The sequence below is a fragment of the Acinetobacter lwoffii genome (assembly GCF_022967985.1).
Taxonomy (GTDB): domain Bacteria; phylum Pseudomonadota; class Gammaproteobacteria; order Pseudomonadales; family Moraxellaceae; genus Acinetobacter.
In genome coordinates, this window is the sequence record NZ_JALJVC010000004.1 from 25,528 (window position 1) to 40,726 (window position 15,199).

Below are 15,199 nucleotides of genomic sequence, written 5' to 3' on the forward strand. Positions count from 1 at the left end.
CTAGTTCTTAAAAAAAGCTGAACCCGTTGAAGAAACCTGCATCTGTACTGGCGCCGGTTCAGCATAGGCTTTGACCAGATTACGTCCACCGGCTTTAGCCTGATAAAGCGCCTGATCGGCCTGACTCAATAACTGCTGCGGGCGTAATTCCGCGCTAGAAATGGCAATCCCGAAACTGGCTGTCACCGGAATCAGCTCACCCTCATCACTGAAAATCTGCAATTGCTGAATGGCGATACGGCAGCGCTCAGCCACTTGTTCGGCTTTTTCCAGACTGGTATTTTTAAGCACTAAAATAAATTCTTCCCCGCCAAAACGGCCGACTACATCACTTTCGCGCAATTGCTGATTCAGCACGGCACTCACTTCGACTAAGGTTTCATCGCCCTTATGATGGCCATAGTGATCGTTAATTTTCTTGAAATGATCCAGATCTAATAACACTAAAGCATAATTTGGAGTGGCTGCGGCATTCAGTTTATCCAGACATTGGTTGATACTACGGCGGTTAAACAGATTGGTAAGCGGATCGATCTGGCTCAGCTGTTTGATTAGCTGCTCGCGATGCCGCCACTGACTCAGCAGAATCTCGAATAACACCATGCAGACGGCCAGAATTGGCAAAATGAAATACAGCATCGATAACAGCCAGAAACCATTATAGAAAAGCTTGTCATCGATATTAAATAGCGGTGAATAAGGCAATTGATGACTGAAACTTAAATAGGCACATCCGCCCAGAAAAATGGAGGCAGGAATCAGCATGCTATACACCAACGTGCGATGAAACAGTACTAGACCGACCATAATTAAGCAGACGTAAGCGGTAGTAGCGACTGGACTGATCACACCGACGACATAGGCATCCCGGCATAGCGAAACCACAAAGGTGCCGACTGCCAGATAGGGCAGATAACGTTCCACCAGACGGTTGCCCTGAAATTTATAACAGGGATAAATCAGCACGGCTAAAATCAATAAAAAACTGCCGTTTAGCACGACTTGTGAATGAACCCGTTCAATCTGTACATATTGCCAATACTCCGGATTGAATAAAACAAACAGATCCCAGCCGAGCCAGGTCAGATGTACACCGCATCCCAAGGTCAGCATCAAGATGCATTTCTTCAGGATACGCCAGTTCATCACGACTTCATCTTCGACCAGATATTTCTTGATTCTGTGTCTTAGCACTTTTTCTAATACAGGCGATATTCGCTTCATGGTCCCGGTCTGACTTTAATTGTTATGGCAGATTTTTTAAGACTTATTGGATATTTATAGCTTTATTTACACAAGATAACATAAGTTTGAATGCTTGATAAACAACAATATTTAAAACATTTTTGTGATTTAGTTGATACCTCATCTGCTCAGTCTTTGCCTATAGCGCAAGCGATCTATGCGATACCAAAAGGTTCTAATCAAAATTAAAGAGGTTAAGAGGTATACAGTTTTGTTCTAAATTCAGGATGATGTGTTTTATTTGTGCTAATTATTTCAATATGGTCAATCGTTAAAATGGCTGCATTGTTAGAAACAACCAAAGATAAAGAGCGAAGCCATGAAAGTTTTACAGATTGATTCCAGTATTTTAGGAGATGCTTCTATTTCGCGTCAGTTGACTCAGGCTGTGGTGGAACAACTGCAGCAAAAATATGCTGAGGCCATTGAAGTTGAGTATCTGGATCTGGCTGCACAGCCTATTCCTCATCTTACCGCCGAAATTTTAATGGGCCAGAATGCAGAACAAACGGCATTGGGCGAGGAAATTTTAGATCAATATTTACAGGCTGATGTCGTGGTGATTGGTGCAGCGATGTATAACTTCGGTTTGCCATCAACCCTAAAAGCCTGGATTGACCGGATCTGTGTCGCGGGACGTACTTTTAAATATACCGAACAAGGTCCTGTGGGTTTGGCGGGCAATAAGAAAGTGTATATTGCCAGCAGCCGTGGTGGTGTCTATGGCGAGCAAAGCCCGGCTGATTTTCAGGAGGCTTTCCTGAAAACCGTGTTTAACTTTACCGGTGTGAATGATATCGAAGTGATTCGTGCTGAAGGAGTGAACATGGGCGAAGCGGTTAAAGCCCAAGCATTGCAAAATGCATTGCAGCAAGTTCAGGCCATTTAAAACCTAAAACCTCTTTTCAAAGGGTCAGCTACGGCTGACCTTTTTTATATGCTAAATCATGCTTAATCTCGGTCCAGACGATGGGCAAATTCTGCAAGATCGGTCAGGGCCTGTTTGGCTTCATCGAACCAGGCACTGAACATCTGGAAGTTGTGCCACATGCCGGTATACAATTTAAATTCGACCTCGACACCTGCCTGTTCCGCTTTTTCTTTAAAACGACTAGCATCATCCAGCAGAATTTCCTTGGAACCTACCTGAATATGAGTCGGTGGCAAGCCAGTTAAATCGGCGAAAAAAGGGGAAACTTCTGGATCACCACGATCAATCGAACGCGGCACATAATATTCAATCCCGGTTTGAACTGTTTCCAGAGACAGTAGGGCATCATGCTTCTGGTTATAACGTAAAGATTCACTGGTCAACGTTAAATCCAGCAGTGGAGACAGCAGAATCAGACCGCTGACCTGTGGCAGACTTTCCTGCTGTATTTTGAGTGCCAGCGCCAAGGCCAGATTGGCCCCGCAAGAATCACCGGACAGAATGATATCTTTGGCCTGAACACCTTGATCCAGCAGCAGATTATAGACATCAAACAAGGCTTCTAATGCTTCTGGATAGGCAGATTCGGGTGATAATGGATAATCTACATGCAGCACCTGCATCTGGGTTCGAGCTGCAATTTGAGTCATAAAGGCACGATGGGTATTTAAAGAACCTAAGTAAAATGCGCCGCCATGAATATGAAAAATCAGCTGGGTCGATTCCTGCTGCGGCTTAATTTCTTCCGCGCGCAGTCCGGCCAATCGAAGCGAGCGAATCTGTACCGTTTTATCCTGAGGAAAAAGTTTGCACATCTGTTCCAGTGCAATGCGCATCGAACTCGGTGGAAGACTGAATCTGCTCGGGGCACGAATGGCCGTTTTTAAAAAGCTTTCTGTAATTAATTGTTTCGTTAGCGGGCTTATCTTCATCTTCCTTCCATCTTTTTGTGCTTTTATTGATCGTATAGATTATTTACCAACCATATTTACAAGGTTACACTAAATAGTCACACCTAAAAATTGAAAAATTGTTGTGACTTTTTAATACTACATGGGTCTATTTCAGACTAAGGAAATGAAGAAAAATGAAAAAAATAGCGCTTACGTTAGGACTACTAGGCTTATCTGCATTGGCTAATGCCGCGGATCCTTTAAATGGCACGGTATGGAAAACCATTGATGATAAAACCAAGCAGCCTAAGGCCATGGTTAAATTCACTGAACAAAAGAACGGCACTTTGTCAGCCAGTATTCAGTCTGTGTTAACTCCAGGTGAAGAAAATGCCTGCAAGAAATGTGAAGGTCCATATCACAACAAATCTCTGAAAGGCTTGACTATTGTTAAAGGTCTGAAAAATGCTGGTGGTACCAGTTATGACAGCGGTTCGATTCTTGATCCGCAATCTGGTAAGACCTATAAGTTAAAAGGCCAGCTGGCAGATGGTGGCAAGAAACTTGAACTGCGTGGTTTTATCGGCGTAGCGGCATTGGGTCGTAACCAGACCTGGATTCGTGCCAACTAATTTATTTTAAGCAGATATACAAAAGCCTGACCGATGTCAGGCTTTTTTTATGAGTGTTATTCAATATAAGATATTAGCCGGCTAAGCCACGATAAACTGTTTCATCAAAACCAGCAATAAACCCTATAGAGGTCGCCAAGATTGGACGTTTGATTAAACTGGTATGGGTGGTTAATGCATTAATTAGGGCATCTTCACTCGACAGGGCGGTCTGTTGCTCTTCTTCACTGAGTTTACGCCAAGTAGTGCCTTTCTTATTCAGAACCACATCTTGACCCAAGGCATCCAGCCAGGTTTTGACGGTTTCAGCATCGATGCCCTGTTTTTTATAGTCATGAAATTCATAACTCAGACCTTGCTCCGTCAGCAGATCAAAGGCCTTCTTCATCGAACTACAATTTTTAATTCCGTAAATTTTTAACATAGCTGCCATCTAAAAAATTTAAATCATGAACTAGCTTAACTAAATTGGCAGCAGCAGACCATGCAAAAGCAAATGAAAAAAAGGAAAAAATTTTAAATAGCAGAAAAGTCATGTCATCAAAATGACATCAAGCAGCTTTAATATGAGCAGCAAGAAAAAGAACAATCTAAATAATAAGAAAAATAAAAATTTGGGAATAATAGAAATAGAAAACCCGCATTTAATCATCCTGATCATGCGGGTCTCAATCCAACGTCCAATGTCACATCCATGCAAAACAAGCTAAATCTATAGTCTGTTTTATTTTCGTCCTACGGCGTCCTGTCCTTATGTTGTCGTCCTGACATGTCCTTGTGCCGTAGCGCTATAATGCTATGTTATTACATTAAGATAAACCCAAAAAATACGTCATGTCATGTAAGAGATAAGCCTTAATTGAGTGAACGTATGTTCACTCAATTAAATAATGAAGATTATAGTTTGTAGTCGATAATCACGGGGGCATGGTCGCTAAACCATTGTTCTTTATAGACCCAGGCATTAATGGTGCGCTCTTTCCAGTCCGGAGAGCAGGCATGATAATCAATCCGCCAACCAACATTCTTGGCACGCGCCTGTCCACGGTTTGACCACCAGGAGTATAATTCGGCTTCTTTGCGGACTTCACGGAAAGTATCGACATAACCAAGCTCATCGTAGATATGATCTAGCCAGGCACGTTCGTGCGGTAAACAGCCCGAGGCTTTCTGGTTACCCGACCAGTTTTTAATATCGATACGTTTATGCACGATATTGTAGTCACCGCAGACAATTACCGATTTATTTTCATCGCGCCACTGTTTCAGGATTTTTGCGTATTCTTCCAGAAAGTGATCTTTACGCGCTTGTGCTTCATCGCCTGATGAGCCGGAAGGTAGGTACAGGGAACAGATCTGTACGGTTTGTTCTAGACCCAAGTCAAATTCAGCGGCAATAAAACGGCCTTGTGAATCGGCCAGTTCAAAACCCAGGCCATCAGTTAAAGACACAAAAGGCAGACGGCTATAAATGGCCGTACCGGCATAACCCGGACGTTCGGCAGGAAACAGGTGCGTGTACCAGCCTTCAGGCTTGAATTTATCGGTCCACTGCGCATGCGTGATCCGGCTTTCCTGTATGCAAATCACGTCGGCATCCGACTGTTCCATCCATTCCAATAGACCTTTGGTGACAGATGAGCGTAAGCCGTTGACATTAATTGAAACGACGCGAAGAATTTTTTGATCACCTGGATAGCTACTCTTTGGTATCATGCGCAAGTCTTACCTTAATTAATGGATTTAGGAGCACCTCATGTCAACGCCAGCTCAGTTTAACCCGCAAGCTTTTATCGAACTCGCATTATCACGCGGTGTGCTTAAATTTGGTGAGTTTACTTTAAAATCGGGACGTGTGAGTCCCTATTTTTTTAATGCGGGTCTGTTAAATGATGGTGAAGCCTTGACACTGCTGGCTTCTGGCTATGCTGCAAAACTGACTGAATGTGACCATGTTGAAGTGATTTTTGGCCCTGCCTATAAAGGTATCCCTTTTGTAGCAGCGACCGCGGTGGCTCTGTCGCAAAATCATGGAGTAAGTGTGCCGTGGGGTTTTAACCGTAAAGAAGCGAAAGATCACGGCGAAGGTGGTGTACTGGTAGGTGCTTCGGTTGCAGGTAAAAAAGTCTGGATCATTGATGACGTAATTACCGCAGGAACGGCGATTCGTGAAGTCGTCACCATCCTGAAAAATGCCGGTGCCCAAATTGCCGGTGTACTCGTGGCGCTTGATCGTCAGGAAAAAGGTCAGGGTGATTTATCTGCGATTCAGGAAGTACAGCAAGAGCTTGAGATCCCTGTACATGCCTTAATTACCATGAAAGATTTAATGGATTATCTGGAAGCGAAAGGCGACCTAGAAGCTTTGGCAAAAATGGAAGATTACCGTGTTAAATACGGGATCTAAGCCTGGATTGGCATAGAAAAGGAAGCTTGAGCTTCCTTTTTTTATAGATACTCGATTTTCTAAGCATTTGAAATTTATTATCTCTGTCTATTCTTGTAAGCATTGGCTTACATCGATTCCAGCACTTTGCGGCTGTTTTGAATAGTGGAAATTTCCTATGATAGCTTTAACAGGAACAGGAGGTTCCACACAAGAATAACAATAGATAAATACAAGGAAAGTAAGGTACGACAGGAGTTATACCAAGCGAACGCATACGGAAAACCCCTGGCAGATGCCAGGGGTTTTTCATTTCTATTTCTTTATAGAGTAACGCTTACAACAGCAATGATTCAGAACATGATTCTTAAAAATTCACTGTTAATGAGCTAAATAGAGGAGTAGAAAACCTTTCACCAAAATTATGAATCTTCAGAGCTAAAAAAGCACCTGAAGGTGCTTTTTCTTATTGCTGTGCTAAATTATAGCGCAACGATATTGATCGCATTTGGACCTTTTTGACCATCAACCACGCTAAAAGAAACGCGCTGACCTTCAAACAAAGTTTTGAAACCAGAACTGCTGATTTCTTTAAAGTGTGCAAAAACGTCAGGACCTGATTCTTGTTGAATAAAACCAAAACCTTTAGTTTCGTTAAACCATTTTACTGTACCGGTAACTGTAGTAGACATAATATAACCTGTTAAATTTTAATAATTTTAGTCATGCAAATGACTATGGATAACTTGGAAAAACAACAAGAATTGAAATAAAGATCTGAAAAAACTGAGGATTATAAATAATACTGCGGCACTTAAAGAAGCTTAACTAAACAACGCTTTTTTCTAGTTAAAGACAGCATAGCCTAAATCAGAAAATATTCAAGTTTTTTATATTTATTATTTATTTTTCTTATAAAAGTAGCTAAATTCTTGTTTTTTAAAGCATTTCAAGCTGATTCGCTTGAGCTTTATCATTTGCATTTAAGCTTTAGCGAAGCTAAACAATAAATACACGTTGTGTTTGTGTTACTTTATGTTAATCAAAATCGTTCAGTACCCAGCAAGATTTTACTAAGTCAGTGTATTTTATAACTTTGGGTAAATTAGTATTTGTAGTTTTAAGATAGTTATCGTCATTGTTTGTGTATAAAAATCCACCTATATTAAAATTCAATTGGAAAAATTAACTATAAGAATTTCTTGATTTTAATTTAAAACCAAATACGAGTGAGTCTCATGGATTACTGGAACAGTGTGTTACTTATATCCATCATCACCATGGTTGGACTGGCCATGATCATCCTGTTCGTCGGATGTAAAATGTGGAAGAACTTGGTGGTCACTTTACTGATTGCCACCTTGATTGGTTTTCTGATTGTATGTGCAATCAATTTTGTTTTTGGCGATCGTCTTCAATTTCTATGGGGTGCCCCTGAGACTGGCGATAGCAATTTTATGCTGGAAATGGGGCTGATGAGCCTGTTAATTGGCGGCGTGAGTACCTTTATCATTATGTTAGGCACTTTGGTGGCTAAAAGTAACAGTAGAAATCAAGGCGATGAAGACTAGTTTTTCGCAAAATAACAAGTCTCTTAATGAGTGGGAAAGTGCAGAAAAGCATCGCATGTACAGTTCATAGGCTTAAAAAATCTTTCTCAGTCAAATGTATAGTGCCATAGCGCTACGGGACATGAATGGCGTTTCACATCCCGTAGCTGCATAATTTTCTGTATCAAAAATTTAGAACATCATTCTTAGACCTGCACCATAGATCCAGCCTTTTTCTGAATCAGAACTTTGCTGCCAGGCTGTCTGTTGGTTGCCTTTGCTGTATTCATAACCGACTTCCAGATAAGGCATGAGCTTTTTGCTCAGTTCATAGCGTGTTTCCAGACCCAAGGTTGCATGACTAAGGCCGGTTTTTTTCGCATTCGCTGCCTGATCATTCAGGATGACATCCAGTTCGACAAAGGGCTGCATAATCAGTTTCTGCGTCAATAACAGGTCACGCTCTGTTTCCAGTTTTAATCCGACAAAGTCATCTTCACCGACATAAACATGAGCATCCGTTTCGAAAAAGTAGGGGGCCAGGCCATGTAGCCCAAATACTGCATCGAAGCGCTCGTTCTGCTGTTGTGTAGCAGGCTCGGCTAAATTTTCCTGTCGATAGCGCACCCCGGTCTGCACATCCCAGAAATCGGAAATATTTCGGCTATACAGCACTTTGGCATCATATTCGGCCTGATGCGATTCATGTTTGTCGGCTTCTAGCTTGAGGAAGATTTTATTTTCATCCGTGCCAATTCTGGCTTGGTTCTTGGACTTGAATGCCCCATTTCCCTCTGAACTATGCTGCCATTTCTGGTCCAGAATAATCTGGCTATAAATCTGTGCACCATGTTCTTTACGATGATCATGTTCGCTGGCAGAACTGACTGAATTTTGTGGTGTGCTCGGCGCATGCGGTTGATGTGATAACTTTGGTGGTGGTTGATAAGATGCAGCATCTACTGTTTCAGTATGCTGTGCGTGGTCATCAGTCATGTTTTGCATGGCATGATGTCCGCTATGATGCTGATGTTCATTATGACCCGTATGCTCGCTAGAAGCTGCCGCAAAAACACTCAGACTGCTTAGGGTAAGTGCACTGCTGAGCACTGACTTTACAAAAAGATTAGTGATGTGCATGGCTTGCTCCTTCAGCTGCTGCTGGTTTTGACGGCATTTTTTGTGAAGAAGGGTGAGATGCTTGATCATCATTCACATGCGCCACAATCAGCTTGTTCATCATGCCAGCACTCATGTGATAGAGCAGATGGCAGTGAATCGCCCATTCTCCCAGTTCATCTGCTGTGAGCAGGGTGGTCACCGTTTTCCCGGGCGGCACAATCACGGTGTGTTTATTTGGCATATTTGCAGCAGACTGACCATTTTCCAGCTGCATAAACATGCCATGCAAATGCATCGGATGTGCCATCATGCTGTTATTGATAAATTTCAGCCGGATCCGCTCGCCATATTTCACCTGAAGTGGCTCGGCATCACTGAATTTTTTACCATTCATGGTCCAGATGTAGCGCTCCATGGTTCCACCCAGACGAATCACCAGTTCACGTTCTGCTGCGCGGGTATCAGGTTGTGGTGTCAGGGCTTTGAGGTCTTGATATTGCAAGGCTTTGTGCCCTGCAGGCGTAGACATATTGGCCCAGCCCTCAACCGGCTGATGAGGCTGATTGGTTCCGGACATGGCATTATGACTTGCATGCATGTCGTGCTGGGCATGTTGATCATGTTCACTTGTGGCAGTCTGCATGGTCTGACTGCTGTGTGTGTCATGTGACATGTCATGTTGTTCGCCATGTCCCATATCTTCCATGGTCAATAAGGCACGAGGGCGCGGTGTTGGTAATTGAACCGGAGCCGGGGCTTTACTTGAATCAGTTGCCTGATGCAGACTGCCAATGGCAAAGCCTGAGCGGTCGATCGATTCTGCTTCAATCTGGTAATGCGCTGCAGTGGGTTCCACAATCACATCATAGGTTTCAGCGGTTCCGATACGGAATTCATCTACATTGACCGGCTGCACCGGTTGTCCATCGGCACTGACCACGGTCATTTTCAGCTGGGGAATACGCACATCGAAAAACGACATGGCAGAAGCATTGATGAAACGCAGGCGGACTTTTTCATTGGGCTGGAAATGGCCACTCCAGTTTTGTTGCGGCGTTTTTCCATTGACCAGAAAGGTATAACCGGTAACATCGGACAGGTCGGTTTTCAGCATACGCATCTGGCTCCACATCTTGCGATCTGACCAGGTGGCCTTGAGACCGTCACGTTTCACCTGCTTAAATACATCGCCCACGGTTTCGCGCTGGTTCTGATAATATTCGGCCGATTTTTTTAAATTGTTCTGAATCTGCTGGCTGCCCTGTTCGTGAAAATCCGACAGCATCACCACATAATCCCGCTCGGTTTGTTCATGTGGAGGTAGTAATGTCTGTGCTTTGGGGCGAATCACCAATGCGCCATAGAGGCCATCCTGTTCCTGACCTTTGGAATGTGCGTGATACCAATAGGTGCCGTTTTGACGAACCTTGAAGCGATAAGTAAAAGACTGTTTCGGTTTGATCCCCTGAAAACCGTTAAATCCGGGGACACCATCCATCAGCCCGGGCAGGAGGAGGCCATGCCAGTGCAGCGAGGTATCCTGATTGTTCAGGTTGTTTTGTACATGAATGACTGCATCATCACCTTCTTCAAATTCCAGCAAGGGTGCAGGGAATTTTCCGTTTACAGTGATACGCTTGACCGTCTTTCCGGTGAGATTGATCGGGCTTTCATCAATGACCAGATGATATTCTTTTACGGCTGCAAACAAGGCAGACGACGAGATGAGACCGAAGCCCAGACACAGGCTTTGACTGATTTTAAGCAACATAACTTAATCCTTAATGAATAAAAAAATTTAAAAATTCAGGATCAAGCTTTGGGTGGGCGCAGGATTTCTTGCCAGTAACCGGCAAGGTGCTGGGCATGGTAAGCAGGGAGGAGGGTTTTTTCCGGATAACCGTGATCAGGCACGCTTAACTCGGGCGTTGTAATGGGCAGGCTGGTGACCAAGTTCTGGCAGGCCATAGTGCCACAATCCAGACAATCTGATGACTGCTGGGTGCTGTCACTGACACAGTCCGGCTGAATCAGTTCCTGATCTTGATGATGATCAGTCTTATGCAGCGAGTGAGAAGCAGAGGGTTTTGTCATTTCCAGACAATGAGGATTCGTTTTTTCAGACGGCATAACCAGATGCATGGTGTTTGCAGATGCGACAGACACACTGCTCCAGCCTATGGCAAAAACCACAAGCATCACCAACCAGATCTGTTTGACGAGCCGTATGAGCAAAAGTACACCCTGAAAAAATGCGCTTCATGTTTGAGCAATAAAAGCATAAACGCAGTAACTCAAATTAGCAAATTCTGGACAAGATTATTTTTTAGGTCACCTACATACTACTTTTTTCATAGGTTCAGGTTTCAGTTTCGCACTTTTCGCATTTTCTACAGTCTAGCAGCATCCCGAGTTTTTCTTTACGTCCTTGCTCGGTCATCACCCATGGGCGATTTTGCCAGGGCGGGGTATGCCGCACATGCTGGCCATGTCCGCAGGCCAGTTCTGCAACCCAATGCTGTTCCTCATCCAGGTGAAAACCGATAATGGCCTGTTGCATGGCATACCTCCCTTGAGCTCAAATTGCCTGAGCATCTATCTAAAAACCTATACAAAATAAGTCATGCAAAATCACCATAAACAAAAGAATCCACACAAGCTATACTCCTTGCCAAGTCATTTTTTGAAAAAGAGCAGAGACACATGCGCGTACTTGTTGTGATGGATCCCATTGAAAATGTAAACCTGAAGAAAGACTCGACCATGGCCATGCTGTGGGCAGCAGCACGTCGCGGGCATGAACTCGGTTATGCATTGCAGCAAGATTTATATATCGATCAGGGCAAGGCCTTTGGTCTGATCGCGCCGTTACAGGTATTTGAAGACTACGACCATTATTATGAACTTGGCGAAAAACAAAAAGAGTCGATCGCTGCTTATGACGTTGTCTTGATGCGTAAAGATCCGCCTTTTGATATGAACTTCGTCTATACCACTTATATTCTGGAGCAGGCAGAGCGCGAAGGGGCATGGATCATCAACAAACCGCAAAGCCTGCGTGACTGTAATGAAAAACTGTTCGCGACCCAGTTCCCGCATCTGCAAGTTCCGACCTTGGTGACTTCACAGCAAAGCCTGATCCGTGAATTTCTCAAAGAACAGGTCGATGTGATTGTAAAACCGCTGGATGGTATGGGTGGCACCGGGATTTTCCGTCTGTATCAGGACGGGATCAATATCGGTTCAACCATTGAAATACTGACCAATAATGGTACCCAGCCGATTATGGCGCAGCGTTATATTCCGGAAATTGTCGAAGGCGATAAACGCATCCTGATGATTAATGGCGAGCCAGTGCCATATTGTCTGGCCCGTATTCCGCAAAATGGTGAAGTGCGCGGTAATCTGGCCGCAGGTGGCCTAGGCGAGGCACGCCCCCTGACTGAAAATGACAAAGCCATTGCGGCAAAAGTAGGGCCGTTTCTCAGAGAAAAAGGTCTGGTCTTTGTAGGGCTGGATGTGATCGGAAATTATGTCACGGAAATTAATGTGACCAGTCCAACCTGTATCCGTGAAATTGATACGCAGTTTGGCATCTCGATTGCGGATGATCTGTTTGCCGTGCTGGAAGCTGGTCAGGCCAATCAGGTTTAAAGGCAAAATCAGGTGAAAGAAGAGTCTGCTTGCAGGCTCTTTTTACCTTTTTATTTCGGGTAACGCTTAAATAAATATGCCGTCATTACCATGCCCAGCATCGAAAGGCAGACGGTGATAATGGCAAGATTGGCCCAGTATTGGGTGGCAGATATCAGCGCAGCGCTCAGGGTCGGTATAAAAAACTGTGCGCAGGCTGAAATTTGTAAAACCAGACCCACACTGGCCGCTGCTGCATAGGCGCGTGGCGCATAGTGCAGGGTAATCGCAAAAACAGTGGTCGGGATCATCCCGCCAATCAGTGAAAACAGCACGGCACTGACAACCTGCAATTCAAATGAGAGCTAGGAATTTGCGGCAAATACCAGACAACTGCTACAGAGCATTGCCACAAATCCGGTACTCAATAAGGTGTGCGGTCTATAACCCTGTTGCAGCAACATGCCTGCGCCAAAAGTGCCCCCAGATTGGCCAGCACGACCATCGAGACCAGCATCCCTGCACGTTTTAAGTCCAGCCCCTGTTCAACATACAGTGTAGGCAGGAAGCCCGTGACAGTAATCCATTGACTGGTATAACAGGCGAAAATAATCGCCAGACAGATAATGGGAGGATGGGTCAGGGTAATTTTAACAATCTGCCAGAATGAGGTATTTCCGTAGTTGCCTGGGAAAAGTCGGGCTGTGTTATCAGGACAGGTTCAATATTTAAATATTGTTTGATCATGCCAGCAATGATAAGGCACAGGCAGCCCAAAATGGCCCAGATCGTTTGCCAGTCCAGATATTCAAGCAGGAGAGGAATCATCAATACGGCCAGACTGACACCCACCCCCATATAGGAACTCCAGAGTCCCATCTTGAAATTCAGTGTTTCAGCGCGGCTGGTACGTTTTAAAATTGCAGGCGCGCACAAGGAGATGGTTAAAAATCCGATTCCTTCCATAAAACGCAATACATATAAAGTGGCAGGTTGCGTAATCCAAAGCCCAGCAAGACTGCTCAGCCCTAAAATGATTAAGGCCATGATCAGGCAGCGCTTTAATCCCATTTTTTCCGAGAAGGCGCCAATGCATAGCGCAAACAGCATTCCGGCGGCCTGCATCAACGCTAATGAAAAACCAGCCTGGGTAAAACTCAGGTTTAAATCCTGTTGCAACACAGGAATCACGGCCGAAAGTTTGCCGACATGGATCGCAGCCAGATAACCGGCCAAGATAATCCATACATCACGACATGAGATTTTTGACATCTATCCGAACTGAGTCCATTTAAAGCATCTGCTTGTACATCAAGCATCATTCATATATAGATATAAATAGCATGAAACTTTTATAAAATTGATAGGATTTAAGCCTAAGATTATCGGCCAATGATAATAAGAGAGGAGGTGAACGGGAGAAAACGGAAGACCGCTGTAAATAAAGCGCTCTTCGTGGCAAAGTTATTGATAATATAATGAAAAGTGAGTTTAAAATTGGTATGATGCTTCACTTAAGTCTAAGGAAAAGTGCAGACCTTATAAATAAAACGAGTCTAAACTTGAAATTTGCGTGAAAAAAACAATTAAAGCCTTGTTGAAATAAAGTAAATAAACTTTCATGGCCTGAGGTTTGTGATTACAATTGATTACTTAAATCAGATTTCCTGCTCCATTTTTAGTATTGAAGAATTAAACCGTGACCGATGCTCAGCAAAAACAGCCTAAACATGTCATGATGATGGCCGCAGGTACAGGTGGACATGTGTTTCCAGCGTTAGCTGTTGCCAAAGATTTACAACAAAAAGGTATACAGGTTTCATGGTTGGCCACGCCCGTAGGCATGGAAAACCGCCTGTTAAAAAACCAGAATATTCCCATTTATCAGATTGATATTCAGGGTGTGCGTGGCAATGGTTTTGTGCGTAAAGCCTTGGCGCCTTTTAAAATTATGAAAGCCACCTTAAGTGCCATGAAGTTCATGAAACAGCTCAAGGTCGATGCCGTCGCCGGCTTTGGTGGTTATGTAGCCGGGCCGGGTGGTCTGGCTGCGCGTATTTTAGGTATTCCGGTGCTGATCCATGAGCAGAATGCAGTCGCCGGTTTTACCAATACCCAATTGTCGCGTGTGGCAAAAACAGTGTGCCAGGCTTTCCCGAATACTTTTCCGGCCCAGGAAAAAATCGTCACCACCGGCAATCCGGTACGACAGGAAATTAGCGAAATTTTAAATCCGTCCTGGCGTTATCAGCAGCGTGACAAGGCTGGATTGTCTTTACGTATTCTGATCGTTGGCGGGTCCTTGGGGGCGCAAGCCTTAAATGAACGGGTTCCGGAAGCCTTAAAGCAACTGAATGTACCTTTAAATGTCTATCATCAGTGTGGGCAAAATCATGCCGAGGCGACACGGGCACGTTATGAAAATGCACCGGCCAATCTGCAAGTTGAAGTCCAGCCCTTTATTGAAGATATGGCCAACGCCTATTCTGATGCCGATCTGGTGATTTGCCGTGCCGGTGCATTGACCGTGACTGAAATTGCCACTGCCGGGGTCGCTGCGATTTTTGTGCCGCTGCCAAGTGCGGTCGATGATCACCAGACGGCCAATGCCGGTTTCCTGGCCAATATCAATGCGGCAAAGATTTGCCCGCAGGCCACTATGACCCCGGACAGTTTAAAAACCTTATTAGAGCCGATGCTGAATCGCCAGCTGTTAATGGAAATGGCCGTGAAAGCACGCCGCCAGGCTCAACCCGATGCGACTCAACATGTGGTCCGTTTAATTCAAGAATTATCATCCGAGTAAA

15 protein-coding genes and 1 pseudogene are annotated in these 15,199 nt (G+C 44.3%); 6 read left to right on the forward strand and 10 right to left on the reverse strand.

Annotated features, from left to right (window positions below; all coding sequences use genetic code 11):
• Entirely contained in the window at nucleotides 1-1,224 is a 1,224-nt protein-coding gene (locus MWG72_RS03810) for a GGDEF domain-containing protein (RefSeq protein ID WP_247143262.1), read from the reverse strand.
• A gap of 340 nt (nucleotides 1,225-1,564) precedes the next feature.
• Here MWG72_RS03810 and MWG72_RS03815 point away from each other — a divergent pair, with 340 nt between their 5' ends.
• Complete coding sequence (locus tag MWG72_RS03815) at nucleotides 1,565-2,134, forward strand: FMN-dependent NADH-azoreductase (protein WP_247143263.1); 570 nt, start codon at nucleotides 1,565-1,567, stop codon at nucleotides 2,132-2,134.
• Nucleotides 2,135-2,196: 62 nt separating this feature from the next.
• Here MWG72_RS03815 and MWG72_RS03820 read toward each other — a convergent pair whose 3' ends face one another.
• The gene (locus MWG72_RS03820; protein ID WP_005105341.1) at nucleotides 2,197-3,108 is read right to left on the reverse strand and encodes an alpha/beta hydrolase; all 912 of its coding nucleotides are present in this window, start codon (nucleotides 3,106-3,108) and stop codon (nucleotides 2,197-2,199) included.
• Nucleotides 3,109-3,263: 155 nt separating this feature from the next.
• Here MWG72_RS03820 and MWG72_RS03825 point away from each other — a divergent pair, with 155 nt between their 5' ends.
• Nucleotides 3,264-3,701 carry a DUF2147 domain-containing protein gene (locus MWG72_RS03825; RefSeq protein WP_005105342.1) on the forward strand — a complete coding sequence of 146 codons (438 nt, stop codon included), beginning with the start codon at nucleotides 3,264-3,266 and terminating at the stop codon, nucleotides 3,699-3,701.
• A gap of 73 nt (nucleotides 3,702-3,774) precedes the next feature.
• Here the strand turns inward: MWG72_RS03825 and MWG72_RS03830 are convergent, their stop codons facing one another.
• Together MWG72_RS03830 and MWG72_RS03835 are read right to left on the reverse strand one after the other, a co-directional pair.
• The gene (locus tag MWG72_RS03830) at nucleotides 3,775-4,125 is read right to left on the reverse strand and encodes a Spx/MgsR family RNA polymerase-binding regulatory protein (protein ID WP_247143264.1); all 351 of its coding nucleotides are present in this window, start codon (nucleotides 4,123-4,125) and stop codon (nucleotides 3,775-3,777) included.
• Nucleotides 4,126-4,598: 473 nt separating this feature from the next.
• Nucleotides 4,599-5,417, reverse strand: coding sequence for an exodeoxyribonuclease III (locus MWG72_RS03835; RefSeq protein ID WP_247143265.1), 819 nt, complete (start codon nucleotides 5,415-5,417; stop codon nucleotides 4,599-4,601).
• Nucleotides 5,418-5,457: 40 nt separating this feature from the next.
• On the opposite strand from MWG72_RS03835, the gene pyrE reads away from it, so the two are divergent.
• Nucleotides 5,458-6,108, forward strand: a complete 651-nt coding sequence (gene pyrE / locus MWG72_RS03840) for an orotate phosphoribosyltransferase (protein WP_004281297.1) — start codon at nucleotides 5,458-5,460, stop codon at nucleotides 6,106-6,108.
• A gap of 461 nt (nucleotides 6,109-6,569) precedes the next feature.
• Here the strand turns inward: pyrE and MWG72_RS03845 are convergent, their stop codons facing one another.
• Nucleotides 6,570-6,779, reverse strand: a complete 210-nt coding sequence (locus MWG72_RS03845) for a cold-shock protein (RefSeq protein ID WP_004281299.1) — start codon at nucleotides 6,777-6,779, stop codon at nucleotides 6,570-6,572.
• Nucleotides 6,780-7,325: 546 nt separating this feature from the next.
• Between MWG72_RS03845 and MWG72_RS03850 the strand changes: the two genes are divergently transcribed.
• The gene (locus tag MWG72_RS03850) at nucleotides 7,326-7,658 is read left to right on the forward strand and encodes a hypothetical protein (RefSeq protein ID WP_005105347.1); all 333 of its coding nucleotides are present in this window, start codon (nucleotides 7,326-7,328) and stop codon (nucleotides 7,656-7,658) included.
• 171 nt (nucleotides 7,659-7,829) lie between these two features.
• Here the strand turns inward: MWG72_RS03850 and MWG72_RS03855 are convergent, their stop codons facing one another.
• From MWG72_RS03855 to MWG72_RS03870, 4 genes are all read right to left on the reverse strand, one after another.
• Complete coding sequence (locus tag MWG72_RS03855) at nucleotides 7,830-8,777, reverse strand: copper resistance protein B (protein WP_005250305.1); 948 nt, start codon at nucleotides 8,775-8,777, stop codon at nucleotides 7,830-7,832.
• Nucleotides 8,764-10,530 carry a copper resistance system multicopper oxidase gene (locus tag MWG72_RS03860; protein WP_247143266.1) on the reverse strand — a complete coding sequence of 589 codons (1,767 nt, stop codon included), beginning with the start codon at nucleotides 10,528-10,530 and terminating at the stop codon, nucleotides 8,764-8,766. The genes MWG72_RS03855 and MWG72_RS03860 overlap by 14 nt, the downstream gene beginning before the upstream one ends.
• 41 nt (nucleotides 10,531-10,571) lie before the next feature.
• The gene (locus MWG72_RS03865) at nucleotides 10,572-10,994 is read right to left on the reverse strand and encodes a hypothetical protein (RefSeq protein ID WP_005267669.1); all 423 of its coding nucleotides are present in this window, start codon (nucleotides 10,992-10,994) and stop codon (nucleotides 10,572-10,574) included.
• 124 nt (nucleotides 10,995-11,118) lie between these two features.
• On the reverse strand, nucleotides 11,119-11,319 hold the full coding sequence (locus MWG72_RS03870; protein ID WP_005250311.1) for a DUF3565 domain-containing protein: 201 nt from the start codon (nucleotides 11,317-11,319) through the stop codon (nucleotides 11,119-11,121).
• A 143-nt stretch (nucleotides 11,320-11,462) separates the two neighbouring features.
• Here MWG72_RS03870 and gshB point away from each other — a divergent pair, with 143 nt between their 5' ends.
• The gene (gene gshB, locus MWG72_RS03875) at nucleotides 11,463-12,413 is read left to right on the forward strand and encodes a glutathione synthase (RefSeq protein WP_247143267.1); all 951 of its coding nucleotides are present in this window, start codon (nucleotides 11,463-11,465) and stop codon (nucleotides 12,411-12,413) included.
• 50 nt (nucleotides 12,414-12,463) lie between these two features.
• Here gshB and MWG72_RS03880 read toward each other — a convergent pair.
• Nucleotides 12,464-13,664 (reverse strand): annotated as a pseudogene (locus tag MWG72_RS03880) (MFS transporter).
• A 427-nt stretch (nucleotides 13,665-14,091) separates the two neighbouring features.
• Here MWG72_RS03880 and murG point away from each other — a divergent pair.
• Nucleotides 14,092-15,198 (forward strand): undecaprenyldiphospho-muramoylpentapeptide beta-N-acetylglucosaminyltransferase, encoded by a 1,107-nt coding sequence (gene murG / locus MWG72_RS03885; RefSeq protein WP_247143268.1) that lies wholly within the window; start codon nucleotides 14,092-14,094, stop codon nucleotides 15,196-15,198.
• Nucleotide 15,199 lies beyond the last annotated feature (1 nt).